Annotated in this window: 15 protein-coding genes; 7 read left to right on the forward strand and 8 right to left on the reverse strand. The window is 62.6% G+C overall.

What is annotated here, in order from left to right:
- The first annotated feature begins 25 nt into the window (after positions 1–25).
- The 3 genes from OKW98_RS09835 to pepN are packed head-to-tail and all read left to right on the forward strand — an operon-like array spanning position 26 to position 3,839.
- Entirely contained in the window at positions 26–286 is a 261-nt protein-coding gene (locus OKW98_RS09835; RefSeq protein WP_074888021.1) for a YeaC family protein, read from the forward strand.
- Positions 283–1,113: a DUF2797 domain-containing protein gene (locus OKW98_RS09840; RefSeq protein ID WP_265388975.1), complete on the forward strand. Its 831-nt coding sequence runs from the start codon at positions 283–285 to the stop codon at positions 1,111–1,113. Before OKW98_RS09835 ends, OKW98_RS09840 begins: the two co-directional genes overlap by 4 nt.
- A 29-nt stretch (positions 1,114–1,142) precedes the next feature.
- Positions 1,143–3,839, forward strand: coding sequence for an aminopeptidase N (pepN, locus tag OKW98_RS09845; RefSeq protein ID WP_265388976.1), 2,697 nt, complete (start codon positions 1,143–1,145; stop codon positions 3,837–3,839).
- 238 nt (positions 3,840–4,077) lie between these two features.
- On the opposite strand, the gene OKW98_RS09850 is transcribed toward pepN, so the two are convergent.
- From OKW98_RS09850 to OKW98_RS09870, 5 genes are all read right to left on the reverse strand, one after another.
- Positions 4,078–5,541, reverse strand: a complete 1,464-nt coding sequence (locus OKW98_RS09850) for an aldehyde dehydrogenase family protein (protein ID WP_265388977.1) — start codon at positions 5,539–5,541, stop codon at positions 4,078–4,080.
- 361 nt (positions 5,542–5,902) lie between these two features.
- Positions 5,903–6,748, reverse strand: coding sequence for a GNAT family N-acetyltransferase (locus OKW98_RS09855; protein ID WP_265388978.1), 846 nt, complete (start codon positions 6,746–6,748; stop codon positions 5,903–5,905).
- On the reverse strand, positions 6,745–7,926 hold the full coding sequence (locus tag OKW98_RS09860; protein ID WP_265388979.1) for an NAD(P)/FAD-dependent oxidoreductase: 1,182 nt from the start codon (positions 7,924–7,926) through the stop codon (positions 6,745–6,747). The genes OKW98_RS09855 and OKW98_RS09860 overlap by 4 nt, the downstream gene beginning before the upstream one ends.
- Positions 7,923–8,342 (reverse strand): RidA family protein, encoded by a 420-nt coding sequence (locus OKW98_RS09865; protein WP_265388980.1) that lies wholly within the window; start codon positions 8,340–8,342, stop codon positions 7,923–7,925. The genes OKW98_RS09860 and OKW98_RS09865 overlap by 4 nt, the downstream gene beginning before the upstream one ends.
- Positions 8,332–9,477: a DSD1 family PLP-dependent enzyme gene (locus OKW98_RS09870; protein ID WP_265388981.1), complete on the reverse strand. Its 1,146-nt coding sequence runs from the start codon at positions 9,475–9,477 to the stop codon at positions 8,332–8,334. Before OKW98_RS09870 ends, OKW98_RS09865 begins: the two co-directional genes overlap by 11 nt.
- A gap of 95 nt (positions 9,478–9,572) precedes the next feature.
- On the opposite strand from OKW98_RS09870, the gene OKW98_RS09875 reads away from it, so the two are divergent.
- Positions 9,573–10,457, forward strand: coding sequence for a LysR family transcriptional regulator (locus OKW98_RS09875; protein WP_265388982.1), 885 nt, complete (start codon positions 9,573–9,575; stop codon positions 10,455–10,457).
- Between the two features lie 1,022 nt (positions 10,458–11,479).
- On the opposite strand, the gene OKW98_RS09880 is transcribed toward OKW98_RS09875, so the two are convergent.
- The 3 genes from OKW98_RS09880 to OKW98_RS09890 all read right to left on the reverse strand — a co-directional run bounded on the left by OKW98_RS09880 (position 11,480) and on the right by OKW98_RS09890 (position 14,466).
- On the reverse strand, positions 11,480–12,730 hold the full coding sequence (locus OKW98_RS09880; protein ID WP_265385925.1) for an IS256 family transposase: 1,251 nt from the start codon (positions 12,728–12,730) through the stop codon (positions 11,480–11,482).
- 149 nt (positions 12,731–12,879) lie between these two features.
- A complete protein-coding gene (locus OKW98_RS09885) occupies positions 12,880–13,593 on the reverse strand; it encodes a cupin domain-containing protein (protein ID WP_265388983.1) in 714 nt (237 codons plus the stop codon).
- 21 nt (positions 13,594–13,614) lie between these two features.
- The gene (locus OKW98_RS09890) at positions 13,615–14,466 is read right to left on the reverse strand and encodes a GNAT family N-acetyltransferase (RefSeq protein ID WP_265388984.1); all 852 of its coding nucleotides are present in this window, start codon (positions 14,464–14,466) and stop codon (positions 13,615–13,617) included.
- Between the two features lie 634 nt (positions 14,467–15,100).
- Between OKW98_RS09890 and OKW98_RS09895 the strand changes: the two genes are divergently transcribed.
- From OKW98_RS09895 to OKW98_RS09905, 3 genes are all read left to right on the forward strand, one after another.
- On the forward strand, positions 15,101–15,769 hold the full coding sequence (locus OKW98_RS09895) for a haloacid dehalogenase type II (protein WP_265388985.1): 669 nt from the start codon (positions 15,101–15,103) through the stop codon (positions 15,767–15,769).
- Positions 15,770–15,823: 54 nt separating this feature from the next.
- Positions 15,824–17,098 carry an NAD(P)/FAD-dependent oxidoreductase gene (locus OKW98_RS09900; protein ID WP_265388986.1) on the forward strand — a complete coding sequence of 425 codons (1,275 nt, stop codon included), beginning with the start codon at positions 15,824–15,826 and terminating at the stop codon, positions 17,096–17,098.
- 107 nt (positions 17,099–17,205) lie between these two features.
- Complete coding sequence (locus OKW98_RS09905; protein ID WP_265388987.1) at positions 17,206–18,843, forward strand: ABC transporter substrate-binding protein; 1,638 nt, start codon at positions 17,206–17,208, stop codon at positions 18,841–18,843.
- Positions 18,844–18,855: the final 12 nt, after the last annotated feature.

The following is an 18,855-nucleotide window of genomic DNA, read 5'->3' on the forward strand; positions in this document are numbered from 1 at the left end:
GCCCGCCTAATTCTGGGAGAACCCAATGTCCTCTTTTGTCGAAATGATCGAAAACATCACCCCGGACGTCTACGAAAGCCTGAAGCTGGCGGTGGAAATCGGCAAATGGTCCGACGGCCGCAAGCTGACCCAGGAACAGCGTGAGCTGTCGCTGCAGGCGCTGATTGCCTGGGAAGTGCGCAACGTGCCCGAGGACCAGCGCATCGGCTACATGGGCCCGCAAGAGTGCGCGTCGAAGTCGGCGCCGGTGCCCAATATCTTGTTTAAATCGGATTCCATTCATTGATTGAAATCGGCAGAGGCTCCGTCAACAAAATGTCCGCGCGGCTTGAGGCCTCGCGGGTGGAATATGCGTTTCGGCTGGGTGATTCACAGATCCCGGTCAACCCGCTGATCGGCAAGACCGTGCGCCTGGAATTCCTCGGTGCGATTCATTGCAGCCATTGCGGCAAGCGCACCAAAACCAGCTACAGCCAGGGCTATTGCTACCCGTGCATGCTCAAGCTGGCGCAGTGCGACCTGTGCATTATGAGCCCGGAGCGCTGCCATCACGAGCATGGTACCTGCCGCGATCCGGCGTGGGGCGAGCAGTTCTGCATGACCGATCACGTGGTCTATCTGGCCAACTCGTCGGGCGTCAAAGTCGGCATCACCCGCGCCACCCAGCTGCCAACGCGCTGGCTGGACCAGGGTGCCAGCCAGGCACTGCCGATCGTGCGCTGCGCCACGCGGCAACAGTCCGGTTTCGTCGAAGACCTGTTCCGTAGTCAGGTGGCCGATCGCACCAACTGGCGCGCGCTGCTCAAGGGCGACGCACCGGCGGTTGATCTGACGGCGATTCGTCAGCAACTGTTCGAGTCCTGCGCCGAAGGCCTGGTCGCGTTGCAGATGCGCTTTGGCCTGCAGGCCATTCAGGTGATGAACGATGTCGAGCCCATCGAGATCCGATACCCGGTAGAGGCGTATCCGACCAAGATCGTCAGCTTCAACCTGGACAAGGACCCGATCGCCGAAGGCACCCTGATGGGCGTCAAAGGGCAGTACCTGATCTTTGACACCGGCGTGATCAATATTCGCAAATACACGGCGTATCAACTCGCCGTGCATCAGTAGCCCGTATTAGCAGAAGAAGGGACAACCGCATGCGCACCGACCAGCCGAAAATGATTTACCTGAAGGATTATCAGGCGCCTGAGTACCTCATTGACGAGACCCACCTGACGTTCGAATTGTTCGAGGACCATTCGCTGGTCCACGCGCAGTTGGTGATGCGCCGTAACCCGGAGCGCGCCGCGCTTGCTCAGGGCGCGGCCCTGCCGCCGCTGGAACTCGACGGCCAGCAGCTTGAACTGCTGTCGGTGAAGCTGGCGGATGTCGACCTGTCCGAGGGCGACCTTGCACAGAACGGCTACCAGCTGACCTCCGACAGCCTGACCGTGCAGCCGGCCTCCGAGACCTTCACCCTCGACACCACCGTGAAGATCCACCCGGAAACCAACACCGCCCTGGAAGGCCTGTACAAATCCAGCGGCATGTTCTGCACCCAGTGTGAGGCCGAGGGCTTCCGCAAGATCACCTACTACCTCGACCGCCCCGACGTGATGAGCAAATTCACCACGACCGTGAGCGCCAACAAGCAGGCCTTCCCGATTTTGCTGTCCAACGGCAACCTGATCGCCGCCGGTCCTTCCGAAGATGGCGACCGTCACTGGGCAACGTGGGAAGACCCGTTCAAGAAGCCGGCTTACCTGTTTGCGCTGGTGGCCGGTGACTTGTGGTGCATTGAAGACACCTTCATCACCATGAGTCAGCGCAAGGTCACGCTGCGCATCTTCGTCGAGCCGGAAAACGTCGACAAATGCCAGCACGCCATGGACAGCCTGAAGAAGTCCATGCGCTGGGACGAAGAGGTCTACGGCCGCGAATACGATCTGGACATCTTCATGATCGTCGCCGTCAACGACTTCAACATGGGCGCCATGGAGAACAAGGGCCTCAACATCTTCAACTCCAGCGCCGTGCTGGCCCGCGCCGAAACCGCCACCGACGCCGCCCACCAGCGCGTTGAAGCGATCGTCGCCCACGAATACTTCCACAACTGGACCGGCAACCGCGTCACCTGCCGCGACTGGTTCCAGCTGTCGCTGAAAGAAGGCTTCACGGTGTTCCGTGATTCCGGCTTCTCCGCGGACATGAACTCGGCCACGGTCAAGCGCATCCAGGACGTCGCCTACCTGCGCACCCACCAGTTCGCCGAAGACGCCGGCCCCATGGCCCACGCCGTGCGCCCTGACAGCTTCATCGAGATTTCCAACTTCTACACCCTGACCGTGTACGAAAAGGGCTCGGAAGTGGTCGGCATGATCCACACGCTGCTGGGCGCCGAAGGCTTCCGCAAGGGCAGTGATCTGTACTTCGAGCGCCACGACGGCCAGGCCGTGACCTGCGACGACTTCGTCAAGGCCATGGAGGACGCCAACGGTGTCGACTTCACCCAGTTCAAGCGCTGGTATTCCCAGGCCGGAACGCCGCGTCTGGCGGTCAGCGAGTCTTACGACGCTGCCGCGAAAACCTACAGCCTGACCTTCCGTCAGAGCGCGCCGACCACGCCAGGCCAGCCGGGCGATCAGAAGCTGCCGTTCGTGATCCCGGTCGCCATGGGCCTGCTGGACGCCCAAGGTCAGGAACTGCCGCTGCGCCTGCACGGCGAGGCCCCGGCGGTGAACACCTCACGCGTGCTCTCGGTGATCGAAGCCGAGCAGACCTTCACCTTCGTCGACATCGCCGAGCAGCCGCTGCCTTCGTTGCTGCGCGGGTTCTCGGCGCCGGTGAAACTGAGCTTTCCGTACAACCGCGATCAGCTGATGTTCCTCATGCAGCACGACAGCGACGGCTTCAACCGTTGGGATGCCGGTCAGCAATTGTCGGTTCAGGTGCTGCAAGACCTGATCGGCCAGCACCAGAAGGGCGAGCCGCTGGCCATGGATCAGCGTCTGATCACCGCGCTGCACACCGTGCTGACCGACGACAGCCTGGATCAGGCCATGGTCGCGGAAATGCTTTCGCTGCCGGGCGAGGCCTATCTGATCGAAATCAGCGAAGTGGCTGACGTCGACGCCATCCACGCTGCGCGCGAATTTGCCCGTCAGCAATTGGCTGACAGCCTGAGCGACGCGCTGTGGCAGCGTTATCAGACTAACCGCGAGCTGTCGAAGCAGACGCCGTACGTGGCCGCATCCGAGCACTTCGCTCGCCGTGCGTTGCAGAACATTGCCCTGTCGTACCTGATGCTGACCGGCAAGCCGGACGTGCTGGCCGCCGCCATCGACCAGTTCGACAGCGCCGACAACATGACCGAGCGCCTCACCGCGCTGGCCGTGCTGGTGAACTCGCCGTTCGACGCCGAGAAGGCCAAGGCGCTGGAAGTGTTCGCGGAAAACTTCAAGGACAACGCGCTGGTCATGGATCAGTGGTTCAGCGTGCAGGCCGGCAGCGGCTTGCCGGGCGGGCTGGAGCGTGTGAAAGCGCTGATGCAGCACCCGGCGTTCACCATGAAGAACCCGAACAAGGTGCGTGCCCTGATCGGCGCCTTTGCCGGGCAGAACCTGATCAACTTCCATGCGGCGGACGGTTCGGGCTATCGCTTCCTGGCCGATCTGGTCATCGAGCTGAACGGCTTCAACCCGCAGATCGCCTCCCGCCAGTTGGCGCCACTGACCCGCTGGCGCAAATACGACAGCGCGCGGCAAGCGCTGATGAAGGCGGAACTGGAGCGCATTCTTGCCTCCGGCCCGCTGTCGCCGGACGTGTATGAAGTGGTGAGCAAAAGCCTGGCGTAAGTCGGGCGGATGTTGAAAAGGGCTGTCCGTTTGCGCGGACAGCCCTTTTTTATGGCCGCTGATTTATGGTTTTAGCGGCTTCGGATGCTGTCTTGCCCGCGATACCTTGGTAGGACTGGCTTTAGCCGGGAAGAGGCCGGTTTGTGCGCCATCCATTTTGCGGTGTAACGAATGACGCCTTCCCGGCTGAAGCCGGTCCCACAAGTCCAGACGTCCGAGGATTCCGGCGAGTGGGGGATCAGCCGTTGAAGCCGATAATTGCCTTGGTCTCCAGATACTCTTCAAACCCCTGCACGCCGTATTCACGACCATTGCCCGAGCGCTTGTAGCCGCCGAAGGGCGCCATGGGATCCCATGCCGGATGGTTCAAATGCACTTGCCCGGCACGGATGCGCGAAGCGACGGCGCGGCCCAGTTCCAGGTCCTGCGCCTGCACGTGGGCGCCCAGGCCGTAGACCGTGTCGTTGGCGATCGCCACGGCTTCGTCGATGGTGTCGTAGGCCAGGATGCACAGCACCGGACCGAAGATTTCCTCCTGAGCGATTCGCATTGCCGAGTCGACTTCGGAGAACACCGTTGGCCGGGTATAGAAGCCCTTTTCAAACCCAGGCACGCGGCCCGGGCCGCCGCACAGCAGCTTTGCTCCTTCACTGATGCCCGCTTGGATCATGGCCTGGACGCGGCTGAACTGTGCTTCGTTGGCAATCGGGCCGAGCTGGGTTTCGGGCGATTGCGGGTCACCGACGATCAATGCGTTGGCGGTGGCGGCGGCCAGCGCTTCGATTTCGGCGAGGCGGGCGCGGGGCACGATCATTCGGGTCGGCGCGCTGCACGACTGACCAACGTTGCGCAGGGCCGACATCACCCCCAAGGGCACGACTTTGGCGAAGTCGGCGTCGGGCAGTATGACGTTCGGCGACTTGCCGCCCAGTTCCTGGGTCACACGCTTCACCGTTACCGCCGCCGCTTGTGCGACGAGGGCGCCGGCACGGTTTGAGCCGGTGATGGAGATCATGTCGATGTCGGGGTGCGCGGCGATGGCGGCGCCGACGTCCGCGCCGCTGCCGTTCACCAGATTGAACACGCCAGGCGGCAGGCCCGCATCGTGGACCAGTTGGGCGAACAGCAGGGCACTCAACGGCGACAGCTCGCTGGGTTTCAGCACCACGGTGCAACCGGCGGCGAGGGCCGGCGCGACTTTGGCGGTGATCTGATACAGCGGCCAGTTCCACGGCGTGATCAGGCCGCAGACGCCGATGGCTTCGCGTTGAATGGCGGTGGTGCCTTCAACGGTCTGGAAGCGGTAGGTGGACAGCAGATCGCGAGCGACCCGCACGTGTTCGGCGGCCAGTGGCACTTGCATGGCGCGGGAGAAACTGATGGCGGCGCCCATTTCCAGCGACAGGGTCTGGGCCAGCGACTCCTTGCGCTCAAGGATCAGCGCGTGGATGTTTCCCAGGATCGCTGCACGTTCATTGACCGGCGTTGCCGACCAGCCAGGGAAAGCGGCACGCGCTGCTGCGACTGCGCGATCAACGTCCTCGGCCGAGCCCCGCGCCACTTCCGCCACAACCTCTTCGGTGGCCGGATTGACCACGGGCAGGCGGGCCGGAACAGCGGGGGAGATCCACTCGCCGTTGATGTAGAAATGCCCGGCGTTTTGCAGCTCGATGCCGTGGGTATCTGAAGAGTGTGAGGTCATCCAGCTAGCTCCCTGGAGCGGTGATAAGGGCTGCGAACAGCGAGTCCTGACGTCTCGATACGCTAACAAACCGGGCCAGGCAAAAGATGCCGTTGTTGCGGTCTGCAAGGGAGAATCTGCTGAATCCGGCGGCGTGTACGCCATCAATTTTGCGGCGTGGCGCCTGACGCTTTCCCGGCTAAAGCCGGTCCCACTAGGGATTGCGTACGCTGCCTGATTGGCGGGGTGTATGCGGTCTGTTTTTGTAGGACCGGCTTCAGCCGGGAAGAGGCCAGTGTGAGCGACATCAATTTCGCGGCGTGGCATCTGAAGCCTTCCCGGCTAAAGCCGGTCCTACAAATCGCGGAGCGCTTGCCAACACTCAGCCAATGGCCTGGGTCACCATCGCAAACTGGGCAATCCCATCTCGTGACCGCGGCGGTTCGCCCAGTACCATGCGGGGCGCGCGATCGACGCACGGTAGCCCCTGACCCTCCAGCCAGTCCACCAGACCGCAATCGGCCAGAATGTCGAAGCGCACGAACGCGCCGGGGATCAGGCCCAGCAAGTGCGTGATCATCTGCTGCGCCTGCTCCAGGTTCTGCGCAACCACCGGCCCGATGAGGTGGCCGCGCCCGAAGCGACGAAGCAGGGCGCAGCCTTTCAGTTGCCCGTGCACCTCGACGCCCACCACACACTCCGCCATCGGCAGCAGATCGTTGAGCACCGCCGTGCGGTCCAGCCCGCTGCCGGCATTGGCCAGTTCGATCACCTGCGGGTACTCGGCCTGAGTCACTTCACGACACAGCGCGCCTCCCGTTGCAGCCAGAACCGGCAGCGTCTGCGGCACGCCTTGATGTTGCTGAATCCGCGCGTATTCGACGAAGCCCATGCTCACATACAGCGGCGCACCCGATTCAGTGGCATTGAGGATCGGCGTGCGCCGCGCGGTGGCGTCCAGGCACAGGTTCATCAATTGGCGGCCAATGCCTTTGCTCTGGTGCTGATCACTGACGATCACCAACCCGATGGAAGAATAACCACCCTGATGGCAGGCGAACGCCACGCCCACCAACTGCCCGTGATGTTCAGCAACGAAGCCTTCGGACGTGCGCTGCACCATCGCCCAGTCTTCCTCGCGATGGGGCCACTTCAAATGCACGGAGAGCGCGTGGGAGGCGGGCATGTCGGCCGCAGTGGCCATGCGATAAGCGTAGGCGTCACTCATATGAGTTTTCCTGTACTGATAAGGCTGTTTGCCAGTTGCGGCACCAGCGATGGCTGGGTAAACCGGCGGATGTCGAAGGGGCTGATGGACGTGCTGGTGCTGCCGGTGCTGATCAATTCGGCCATCACGTCGCCGACGCCAGGGCCGAGCTGAAAGCCATGGCCGCAGAAGCCGAAGGCGTAAAAAAGCCCGTCAACCATGCCGCTGGGGCCCATCACCGGCAACGAGTCCGGCGTGTAGCTTTCGATGCCGCTCCAGGTGCGGATGATGTTGAGCTTCTCGGCGCCGGGCACCAGCCGCTTCATCTGGCGCATCTGATTGATCAGGCTTTCAGGCTTGAAAAATGCCCGACGGTTGACCATGTCCGGCGCACAACGGGCGCCGCCGCCGATGATGATGTTGCCGCGCGGAATCTGCCGAAAGTAGATCACCTCTTCCTTGATTTTGGTGAACACGCCGATCACCGTGGGCAAGGCATAAGGCACCGGCTCGGTCACCGACATCTGCGGGCCATTGGGCTCCAGCGGCACCGGTTCATCGAACTGTTGAGACAGTTTGGTCGCCCACGCGCCGGCCGTGATCAACAGCTGTTCGGCGACAAACAATTGCCCGTCGGTGGTGGTGACGTGGAACTGTCCGCCGACCTTTTGCACGTCGGCGACTTCGGTGCGTTCTTCGATGCGTGCGCCCAGTCGCCGTGCCGCGCGGGCAAAGGCCGGGGCCGCCAGACGCGGATTGGCGTGACCATCGTGTGGCGCGTAGGAGCCGCCCTTGACCTCCGCGCCGAGGAAGCCGAAACGCGTGTGCAGCTCGGCACCGCGATAGATTTTCAGGTCCAGTTGCTCGGCTTCCGGCGCGGCGGCATAAGCCTCCAGCTCGGCGATTTCGTCCTCGCGGTAACACACGCGCATGTGCCCGCTGGGGATGAATTCGAGGTCATCGTCGATCAGCTCCGGCAGGCGTTTCCACAAGCCCCACGACCGGTTCGCCAGTTCGAGCTGGCCCAGATAACGTCCTTGGCGGCGGACGTTGCCGAAGTTCACGCCGCTGGCGTACTGACCGATCTGGTCGCGCTCCAGCAGGGTGACCAAGCGGCCGCGCCGCTGCAGGAAAAACGTCGACGAGGCGCCCATGACGCCGCCGCCGATTACCAGCACATCGCTTTTTTGCGGGTTCATGAACGGTCCTCTCCCAGGTTATGGGGTTGCAGGCCACGGGCTATGGCTTCTATCTCAATCAGGTAACCGTGATGCAAAACCGGGACCGGCACCACGGCGCGGGCGGGCCGATGCTCGCCCAGATAACGCCCATAGAGTCGGTCAAACGCCGGCCAGTGTTCAATGCCCACGACGTAGACCGTGACTTTCAGCAAGTCGCTTGGGCTCAGGCCCGCTTCACTGAGGATCGCGACCAGGTTGTCGAGGGCAATCGAGGCCTGTACCTCGAACGGTTGATCGGCGCTGTGCTCGCCGTTGGCGCGCACTGGCAATTGCCCGGACACGTACACCACGCCGCCGTAGGCCACTGCTTGGGAATAGTGCCCGCCCGGCGCCGCCGCGTCGGCCGTGTGAATGATTTCGAGATCACCAGCCATGCAGACGACTCCAGGTGTGCACCGCGCCGTCGGCGTCGAGGGCGTGATAGTCCGGAAACTGCGCGCCGGTGGCGCAGGCGTGGTTGGGCAGAATGCGCAGGCGGCTGCCGATGGGGAAACGTACGGGGAGGTCGGCACTGCCGGTCTCGCCCAGGGTGATGATCCCGTGCTCCTGATTGGCGCCGGTGACACACGCGCCTTCGATCCATTCGCCCGACTCGCTGCACACCTGCCCGTAACCGAAATCGTGGCGCTGACGCTGGGTGCCGCGATCACGACTCATGGCCATCCAGCCGGCGTCGGTGATAATCCAGCCCTTGTCCTGCTGATGGCCGATCACGGTGGTCAGCACGCTCAGCGCCAACTCGTCGGCCTGGCAGACGCCGATGTTGTGCATGACCAGATCGAAGAACACATACACGCCGGCACGCACCTCGGTCACGCCGTCCAGATTCAGGGCTGAGAGGGCGGTGGGCGTGGAACCGATGCTGACCTCCGGGCAGGCAACCCCGGCATCACGGATGCGTTGAGCGGCCTGAACGCAGAGGGCGCGCTCCTGTTCGGCGAGGGCTTGCAGTGCTTCGGGGTTGTCGAGTTCGTAGCTGGAACCGGCGTGGGTCATCACGCCACGCAATTGCACGCCGCCTTCACTCAGGATGCGCGCCACGTCGATCAGCGCAGGGTCATCAGCGGCGAGGCCCGAGCGATGGCCGTCGCAGTCCACCTCAATCCAGACGGGCCAGACGGGGTTGGATTCGTCGTGCGCACGCGCAAACGCGACGATGGCCTGTGCGCCCTGAACGCTGTCGGTGAGCACGCTCAGGTTGCAGCCGGCGCGCCGCAACGCCAGCGCCTGGAACAATTTGCCGGGCGCGATCGCGACCGCATACAACACATCGCCGATGCCCTGGTTAAAACAGTGTTCGGCTTCTTTCAGGGTGGACACCGTCACACCACTGGCACCGGCCGCGATCTGCGCCTGAATCACCGGCAGGCATTTGCTGGTCTTGACGTGGGGACGCAAACGCACGCCGAGGCTGTTCATACGTTGCTGCATGCGCTGGATATTGCGCTGCATGCGCGGGACGTCCACCAGCGCGGCGGGCGTGTCGAGTGAGGCAATCGGCATAGACATGACGGAACTCGGGTGGCGAGGGACAGGCTGCACTCTACTCAGCTGTCGTTAAGGTGTGGTTCAATCCAGCCTCATCAATCATTAAGTAAAAGTGAATGATCTCCATCGAAGACCTGCGCCTGGCGGTCGCCCTGAGCCGTGCCGAATCCCTGAGCGCGGCGGCCAGAGCCCTGAATGTCTCGCCGCCGGCATTGTCCATGCGTCTGCGAAAACTGGAGACGCTGCTGGGTCTGACCCTGGCGAACCGCGACGCCCGCCGCCTGAGCCTGACGGCCGATGGCGAACGCTTCTCCCGGGAAAGCGCGCTGTTGCTCGAACAGCTGGAAGCGCTCCCGGAATCCTTCCGGCAAAAGGACGAAAGACTGGTCGGCACGTTGCGGCTGGCGGCGCCGTTCGGCTTTGGACGACAGCGACTGGCGCCGCTGTTGGCGCGTTTCATCCGCCTGCATCCGCAGCTGTGCCTGCACCTGGATTTGCGTGAGACGCCTTGGCCGGATCGGCACGACAGCGACGCCGTTATCCACATCGGCCACCTCAACGACAGCCTCTGGACCGCGCGGCAGCTCTCACCCAACGAACGCTGGCTGTGCGCAAGCCCGGCCTACCTTCAGGAACACGGCGAGCCGACGTCGCCGGACCAACTCAGCGCCCATCGCTGCATCTGCATCCGTGAAAACGACGAAGACGTCACGCTCTGGCACCTGCGCAAAGGCCCCGCCCGCAAAACCCTGCGCGTCGAACCGGCCCTGCTGACCAACGACGGCAGCGTCGCCCGCCGCTGGGCCGAACAAGGCCTGGGTTTGGTCCTGCGCTCGCAATGGGACGTCAGCGAAGCCATCGCCAGCGGCAACCTCGTGCGCGTCCTCGCCGACTGGAACTTCGACAGCGCCCCCGTCAACCTCCTCGTGCCTTCACGAAAACTCCGTAGTCCGCGGGTGCAGGCGCTGGTGGCGTTTCTGGAGGATGCGTTGAGGGTGTGAGCAGGCGAACCTGCAGCACGCTGATGATCGTTCCCACGCTCCGCGTGGTAATGCAGCCTCGGACGCTCCGCGTCCTTGACTGCACTTCCCGGCTAAAGCCAGTCCCACAGAAAACACACCGCGCCCGCCCGGTAGGACCGGCTTTAGCCGGGAAGGCGTCCGGCGTCACACCGCAGATTCGTCGGCGCTGCGACTGGCCTCTTCCCGGCTAAAGCCGGTCCCACAGAAAACACACCGCGCGCCCGGTAGGACCGGCTTTAGCCGGGAAGGCGTCAGGCGTTACACCGCAGAATCGTCGGCGTCCAAAATGACCTATTCCCGGCTAAAGCCAGTCCTACAGAAAACACACCGCGCCCGCCCGGTAGGACCGGCTTTAGCCGGGAAGGCGTCCGGCGTCACACCGCAGAATCGTCGGCGCTGCGACTGGCCTCTTCCCGGCTAAAGCCAGTCCCACAGAAAACACACCGCGCGCGCCCGGTAGGACCGGCTTTAGCCGGGAAGGCGTCCGGCGTTACACCGCAGAATCGCCGGCGTCCAAAATGACCTATTCCCGGCTAAAGCCAGTCCCACTAAAAGCGCGCGTAGACCAGTGAGACTGTCGACGCGGAGCGTCAGGGGATGCATTCCCACGCAGAGCGTGGGAACGATCAAGATCAAAGGATTCCCGGCTAAAGCCAGTCCTACAGGTACGCGTGGTGTTTCAGTGGGACCGGCTTTAGCCGGGAAGAGCTTCTGCTTTTGATCTTCTACGCGGTAGTCCAGACACCGCAGAACGCGACTTGGATGCAGGCCGAACGTAGACGACGCGCAGTGGGCCGAGCCGCATGGATGCGGCGAGAGCGCCGTCAGGACATGGATGTCCGTTCGGCGCGGGCCCACGGAGCGTCGTCGGAGTGAGGGTATTCCGACGAAGGAGGAACCCAACCAGGAGCAAGCACCCTTGGTTACTTGGGGATGGTGGGGACTGTCAGATTTTTTGTGTGCAGGCCGTTACGGCCTGCCGTTAGGCAGGCCGCTGTTTTTTACCAGGTCGGCCTGATAAATCGATCTCCGTACAGAATCGCAAATTGATTCATCGCACTTTTCCAGTCATGGGCTGCAGAGCCCCAGTTTGCAGTGATATTGCGCAGCCCAAGCCAGATCAGTTTGGTTGCCGCATCGTCGGTCGGGAAGTGGCCGCGAGTCTTAATGATCTTTCGTAGCTGAGCGTTGATGCTCTCGATGGCGTTGGTGGTATAGATCACCTTTCGGATCGCTGGCGGGAAAACGAAAAATGGAATGACGCGATCCCACGCACGCCGCCATGAAGCTACTACCGTTGGATATTGCTTGCCCCATGGCCCGGCTTCGAACGCATCCAGCGCCTGTTCGGCCGCTTCGGCGGTGACCGCCTGGTAGATCGGCTTGAGCGCCTTGGCCAGTTCGCGACGCTTATCCCACGCCACGTAATCAAGGCTGTTACGGATCAGATGAACAATACAGGTTTGCAGTGTCGTGGCTGGAAAGACCGCGCCAAGAGCTTCCGGCATGCCCTTGAGTCCATCAGTAACGGCGATCAGTACATCTTCAACGCCACGTGTTTTGAGGTCGTTGAAAACCTTCATCCAGAACTTCGCGCCTTCGGTATTTTCGATCCAGATGCCGAGAATATCCCGTGTGCCGTCAGGTAGAACACCCAGCGCCAAGTAGATCGCTTTGTTGCGAACCAGTCCTTCTTCGCGGATTTTGACCCGCAGGGCGTCGAAGAAAATAACCGGATACATCGGCTCCAGAGGCCGCTGTTGCCACGCACCGATCTCTGCCATGACCTCGTCGGTGACAGAGCTGATGAAGTCAGGCGAAACGTCCGTACCGTACTGCTCGGAGAGGAATGCACGGATTTCCCTGACCGTCATTCCTCGGGCGTACATCGCGATGATCTTGTCGTCGAAACCGGTGTAACGGCGCTCGTGCTTGGGGATCAGAATGGGCGAAAAACTGCCGTCCCGGTCACGGGGGATGTCCAGCCGGATCGGGCCATCCCCCGTTAAAACCGTCTTGCCGCTTTTGCCATTACGCTGGTTTGTTTCATCCTCTGGGCGCTGCGCGCCCGGCGGATAGCCCAGGTGATGACCGAGCTCAGCATTGAGGGCTCGCTCGATTAGCGCCTTCTTGAACGCCGCGGAGGCGTCTTCGATGGCTTCAGCGGTCATCAATCCGCCGCCGAACTGCTCAAGCAGCTCTTTTGGGATTTTCGGTAGCTCGCGTAGCGCAGGTTTCTTTTTGGTTGGCATACATGCACCTCTTACTCATGTTATGCCCGAACACAAAATTTCTGACACCCCCGGATGGTGCGACTTTCGACTTTTCCAAGTAACTCGCCGAAGGCGAAACAGTCTGCCCCCAGGCAGACGCCCTTGATCTTGATCTTGATCTTAAAAAATCACTTCACCGCATAGACCTTGCGCACATACACCGTACTGGCCCACGCACAAAACGCCCCCTTCACCACAAACACCGTATCCCCCGGATTAAGCGTCACCTCACCCCCCTGATCATCGGCCAGCGTCACGCTCCCCTCCAACAGATGCATCAACTCATGCAACCGATGCGCACGACCATGGCGCTGATAAGGCGTCGAATCCCAAATCCCCACCTTCAGCTCCGTCACCTCATCCTCGAACAGACTCAACGCCCGACACTGCGGCGCAGGCCCGATCAAAATCGGCGGCTCCAGCGTCGCCGACGGATTCAGCCACAGATGCGCCGGCAACAGCGTCAACCCGGGCCGCGCCGGCGCGTTCTCCACATCCACCGCACAAAACGCCCATTCACTGCCACTGCTGGCATGCACCGCCACCCGACTGCCACGGCCAATCACCGCACTGCCGCCGACGCCCAACTCCAGCGTCTGCTCCGCACTGCTCAACACCACATGGCCGGCATGCACCACCAGCGTCTCGCTGTAGGGGAAGTCCTCAATCAACACGTCGCCGGTGAACCGCACAAGCCCGGCCGACACCCCGTCATCGCCGCGCCACGCCACATTCCGCGCCTCGGCAAAGGGATCGAGCGCGCCCAATGGCGCCGAGTTGAAAGACGTAGAAACGCCGCTGCCATCAGCGCGCGCCAACAGCAAAATACCGGGAGATGACATGGTTAACGCTCCGTTAAAAAGTCAGCCGATCGCCTGGGTGATCAGCGCAAAAGGTTGGACGCCCTGGCTGGCCTCGGGTGGCGTGCCCCGTGCCATCTGCACCACGGTGTCGACGTTCTTCAAGCCTGCTTGTTCCAGCCAGTCGCTCAAGCCGCAGGTCACAGGGATGTCGATGCGCACAAAAGTGTCCGGCACCTGTGCCAGCAAGACGGCGATCAGGTGTTTGGCCTGATGGATGTCTTCTGCCACCACCGGCCCGATGCATCGCCCGCGGCCAAAAGGCCGCAGCAGGGCAAAACCGCGCAGTTGACCGTCACGCTCAATGCCCACGGCGTGCTCCACTTGCAGGTCGCGCAGCACGTCGCTGCGGTCCAGGCCGCTGGCGGCTTTGGCGAGGGCGAGCAGTGCGGCGTGATCGTCAGCAGTGAGCGCACGGCAGGTTTCGCCTTCAGCCAACTCCACCAGCGCCGGCACGATGGCCTGGCCCTGATGCTGCTGCACCCGACCAAACTCAACAAAACCCTGGCTTTCATACAACGGCTTGCCAGCGACGGTGGCGTTGAGAATCGGCGTGCGCGGCTCGCAGGCGGCGAGTGCCGTCTCCATCAAGCGGCGGCCGATGCCCTGGCCCTGATAGTCGTTGCTGACGATCACCAGACCGATGGTCGCGAAATCACCCTGGGGGCAAACAAAGGCGCTGCCGATCAGGCGGCCGCCGTCCATCACCACAAAGCCGTCGCTGACCCGGTGCAGCATCGCCCAGTCGTCCAGGCGATGGGGCCATTTCAGTTGCACCGACAGGTCATGGGCGGCGGTCAGGTCGGCGACGGTCATTCGGCGGTAGGTATAAGAAGGGTGCGGCAGGGCGGACATGGCGAGGCTCCGTTATGCGTTATTCAAGTAGCACTGAGCGCCTGTATCCCACCTGATTAAAGGGCTGACAAGAGGGCGCGGGATATTCGGCAGATTCGTCGCACGGCGGGGGACGCGACCCTACTTCGTACTTAAATCCGGGGCGAGGGCGGCAGCAAATGCCAGGGACGGGTTTGAGCGCTTTAGCGCTGATGATTCTCCCCACGCCGCACCATGATCGTTCCCACGCTCCGCGTGGGAATGCCGCCCGGGCGCTCCGCGTCCCATGCCTGAGTAGGTGACGCAGAGCGTCACGGGATGCATTCCCACGCAGAGCGTGGGAACGATCACCGCGATAAAGATCCCCGCGCCACATTATCTGCCGCCGCAAGCCCCATTCTTAAGCCTTCCCACCCGTCAAACCTCGCAAAAGCCCCCTAAAAGCGCACAAACACAGGCCCTGCCCAAGGCTGGCGCGCACCGCAAACTCTGCTGAGGCCAGCCACCAAAACGGTGGTTTGTATTGAGCACGGGGCGTTTTAGACGGCATATGCTGATTTCACAGTGCTGTAATGAACCTGTGCTGCAACGAGGCCGACGCGCCGCCAGGGCAGCGAACGCTTGCCACACTTAACTGACTTCAGGACCGCACTCAATGAGCTTTCTTCGTCCCAAATTCATTACGTTCGACTGCTACGGCACGCTCACCAACTTCCACATGGGCACCATGACCCGCGAGCTCTTCGCCGACCGCGTCAAACCTGAACAGATGGACCAGTTCGTCAAAGACTTCTCGGCCTATCGCCTCGATCAGGTCATGGGCGACTGGCAGCCGTACGACGTCATCCTCAAGACTGCCCTGGCCCGCACCTGCAAACGGTGGGGCGTCGAGTACCGCGATGAAGGCCGGCTGTATTACGACGCCGTGCCAACCTGGGGCCCCCATGCCGACGTGCCGGCGGGTCTGTCGAAGATCGCCGACAAGATTCCCCTGGTGATCTTCTCCAACGCCAGCGACAGCCAGATCATGTCCAACGTCGACAAGCTCGGCGCGCCTTTCCACAAAGTCTTCACCGCCGAACAGGCCCAGGCCTACAAGCCGCGTCTGGCCGCTTTTGAATTCATGCTCGACAACCTCGGCTGCGGCCCGGAAGACATCTTGCATGTGTCTTCGAGCTTTCGTTACGACCTGATGCCGGCCCACGACATGAAGATCAAGAACAAGGCCTTCGTGGCCCGCGGTCATGAAGTGCCGGCGAATGCGTATTTCGAGTACCAGCAAATCACCGACATCGGCGGACTGCCGGCGCTGGTGGGCCTGTAACTCAAGCGCCGTCTAGCGGTTCCGCCACGCAGGTTTGGACACAGGGGGTTAAAGATGGGCAGTGAATCCTATTGGCTCGACACCGCACCGGCCTTCACCGGTGCCCAACTCGGCGGCTTGCCCGGGCAGGTCGACGTGGCCGTGATCGGCGGTGGATTCACCGGCCTGTCGGCTGCGCGGGCCTTGGCGCTCAAGGGCGCCAGCGTGGTGGTGCTGGACGCCGGTCGGGTCATCGGCGAAGCCTCGGGGCGCAACGGCGGGCAGTGCAACACCGGCGTGGCGCAGGATTACGCCGGGCTGCATGCCAGCCTCGGTGCAGCCAGGGCGCGTGCCTATTACCAGGCCTATGAAAGCGCGGTGCAGACCGTGGTGTCGCTGGTCGAGCAGGAAAGGATCGCCTGCGACCTGGTGCGCAACGGCAAGCTCAAGCTGGCCGCCAAACCCCTGCATTACGAAGGCCTGGCCCGAACCTGCGAGCTGATCCGCCAGGAGGTGGACGCCGACGTCGAGCTGCTGAATGCCGAGCAGACCCGAGCCGAAGTCAACTCGGCCCAGTTCCATGGTGCGTTGTTGCAGCGCAACGGCGTGCAGATGCACGTTGGCCGCTTCGGTGTCGGTCTGGCGGAAGCGGCTGCCCGACGCGGCGCCATGATTTACGAACACACCCCGGTCAAGGACTGGAAGCCCGAGGCCGGCGGTTATCAGGTCAACACCGCCAAGGGTTCGCTGCACGCAGGCCAAGTGCTGCTGGCGACCGGCGCTTGCCAGCACGGCGACCTCGGCTGGTACCGCCGACGGATCGTGCCGGTGGGCAGTTTTGTCATCGCCACCGAAGTCTTGCCCCAGGCGCTGATCGACGAGTTATTGCCGCAGCATCGGGCATACGTGACCAGCCGCATGATCGGCAACTACTTCCGCCTTACCCCGGACAACCGCCTGCTGTTTGGTGGCCGTGCGCGGTTTGCCATGTCCGACGGCGTCTCCGACGCCAAGAGCGGCAAGGTGCTCCAGGCGGCGATGCTGAACATGTTCCCGCAGTTGTCCCACGTGAAAATCGATTACTGCTGGGGCGGTCTGGTGGACATGACGTCCGACCGTCTGCCCCGTGCCGGCCAGCACGGCGGCGTGTTCCATTCCATGGGCTACAGCGGCCATGGCGTGCAGATGTCCGTGCACATGGGCCAGGTCATGGCCGAGGTCATGGCCGGCAACGCGGCGGCCAACCCCTGGCGTGAACTGGAATGGCCGGCGATCCCCGGGCACTTCGGCAAGCCGTGGTTTCTGCCGTTCGTGGGCGCGTATTACCGCTTGCAGGACTATTTGCACTGAGTCATGCACTGAGTCGCCGCTGTAGCGTCACCGTCGTCTGCGTTTCCAGGACGCTCCGGACATCCGTGAGCACTCGAATATCCCGATCATCGACAGGTAGCCTTGATATGACTGACCACAAAGACACCCCTGAGCTTATCTCCGGCCAAGACAGCCTGCGGGTATTCGAAGGCCTCAATCGCGGCATGTCGCGGCGCAACGCCTTGCAGATGCTCGGCCTGGCCGGCGTCGCCGCAGCGGGGGCGGGCAGCCTGTTCGGCAGCGCCGGCAAACTCTTCGCCGAAGAAGCCACCGCGGGCGGCAAGGGCAAACCTGGCGGCAAGATCCGTGTGGCCGGCATGTCCAGCTCCACCGCCGACACCCTCGACCCGGCCAAGGGCGCGCTGTCCACCGACTATGCCCGTCACTACATGTTCTACAACGGCCTGACCCGTTTCGATAAGCACCTGGTGCCGCAGCTGGAATTGGCCGAGCGCATCGACAACGTTGACGCCACCCTGTGGACCATCACCCTGCGCAAGGACGTGACCTTTCACAACGGCAAGAGCCTCAGCGCCGCCGACGTGGTGTTCTCCCTCAGCCGCCACAAGGACCCGCTGACCGGGTCCAAAGTCATGCCGCTGATGGAACAGTTTGCCGAGATCAAGGCCACCGGCCCGAACGAAGTGCAGATCCGCCTCAGCGCGCCGAACGCCGAACTGCCGTCGATTCTCGCCGTGTCGCACCTGCTGATCGTTCCCGAGGGCACCACCGATTTCAACAAAGGCATCGGCACCGGGCCGTTCACCGTCGGCGAGTTCAAGCCGGGTGTGCGTTCGGTCGCGGTGCGTAACAAGAGCTACTGGAAACCGGGCCTGCCGTACCTCGACGAGATCGAATTCATCGCCATTGCCGACGAGCCATCGCGGGTCAACGCGCTACTGTCCGGCGACGTGCACATGATCAACGAGGTCAACCCGCGCTCCACCACGCGCATCGCCGCCAGCCCCAAACACCGCGTCGTCGATGCACCGTCGGGCAACTACACTGACTTGATCATTCGCCAGGACCAGCTGCCCGGCAAAAGCCCGGAATTCACCCAGGCCATGAAGCTGCTGCTGGACCGTGAACAGGTCAAATCCGCCGTGTTTCGTGGCTTTGCCGTGGTCGGCAACGATCACCCGATTGCGCCGGGTTCGCGCTACTTCAACGCCGACCTGCCGCAGACGGTCTACGACCCGGAAAAAGCCAGGTTCCTGCTGAAGAAAGCCGGCATGGAAAGCATCACCATGCCCGTCATGGCGTCGCCTGCCGCGACAGGTTCCGTGGACATCGCCGTGCTGCTGCAGCAATCGGCGAAACAGGCCGGGCTCAAGCTGGACGTGAACCGCCTGCCCGCCGACGGCTACTGGTCCAACCACTGGATGAAGCACCCGTTGAGCTTCGGCAACATCAACCCTCGGCCGAATGCTGACGTGATGTTCTCGCAGTTCTTCCAGTCCAAGGCGCCATGGAACGAGTCCGGCTGGCAGAACGACCAATTCGATCAGTTGCTGATGCTGGCCCGGGGCGAAACCGACGACGCCAAGCGCGCCAAGATGTACGGCGACATGCAGACCCTGGTCCACGACCACTGTGGCATCGGCGTGCCGGTGTTCATCAGCAACATCGACGGCGTCGACCAGCGCATCAAGGGCTACGACTCCAACCCGTTGGGCGGCTTCATGGGCTACATGTTCGCCGAGCAGGTGTGGCTGGACGCTTAAGGAGGTAGTGCG

The organism is Pseudomonas sp. KU26590 (assembly GCF_026153515.1).
Taxonomy (GTDB): Bacteria; Pseudomonadota; Gammaproteobacteria; order Pseudomonadales; family Pseudomonadaceae; genus Aquipseudomonas.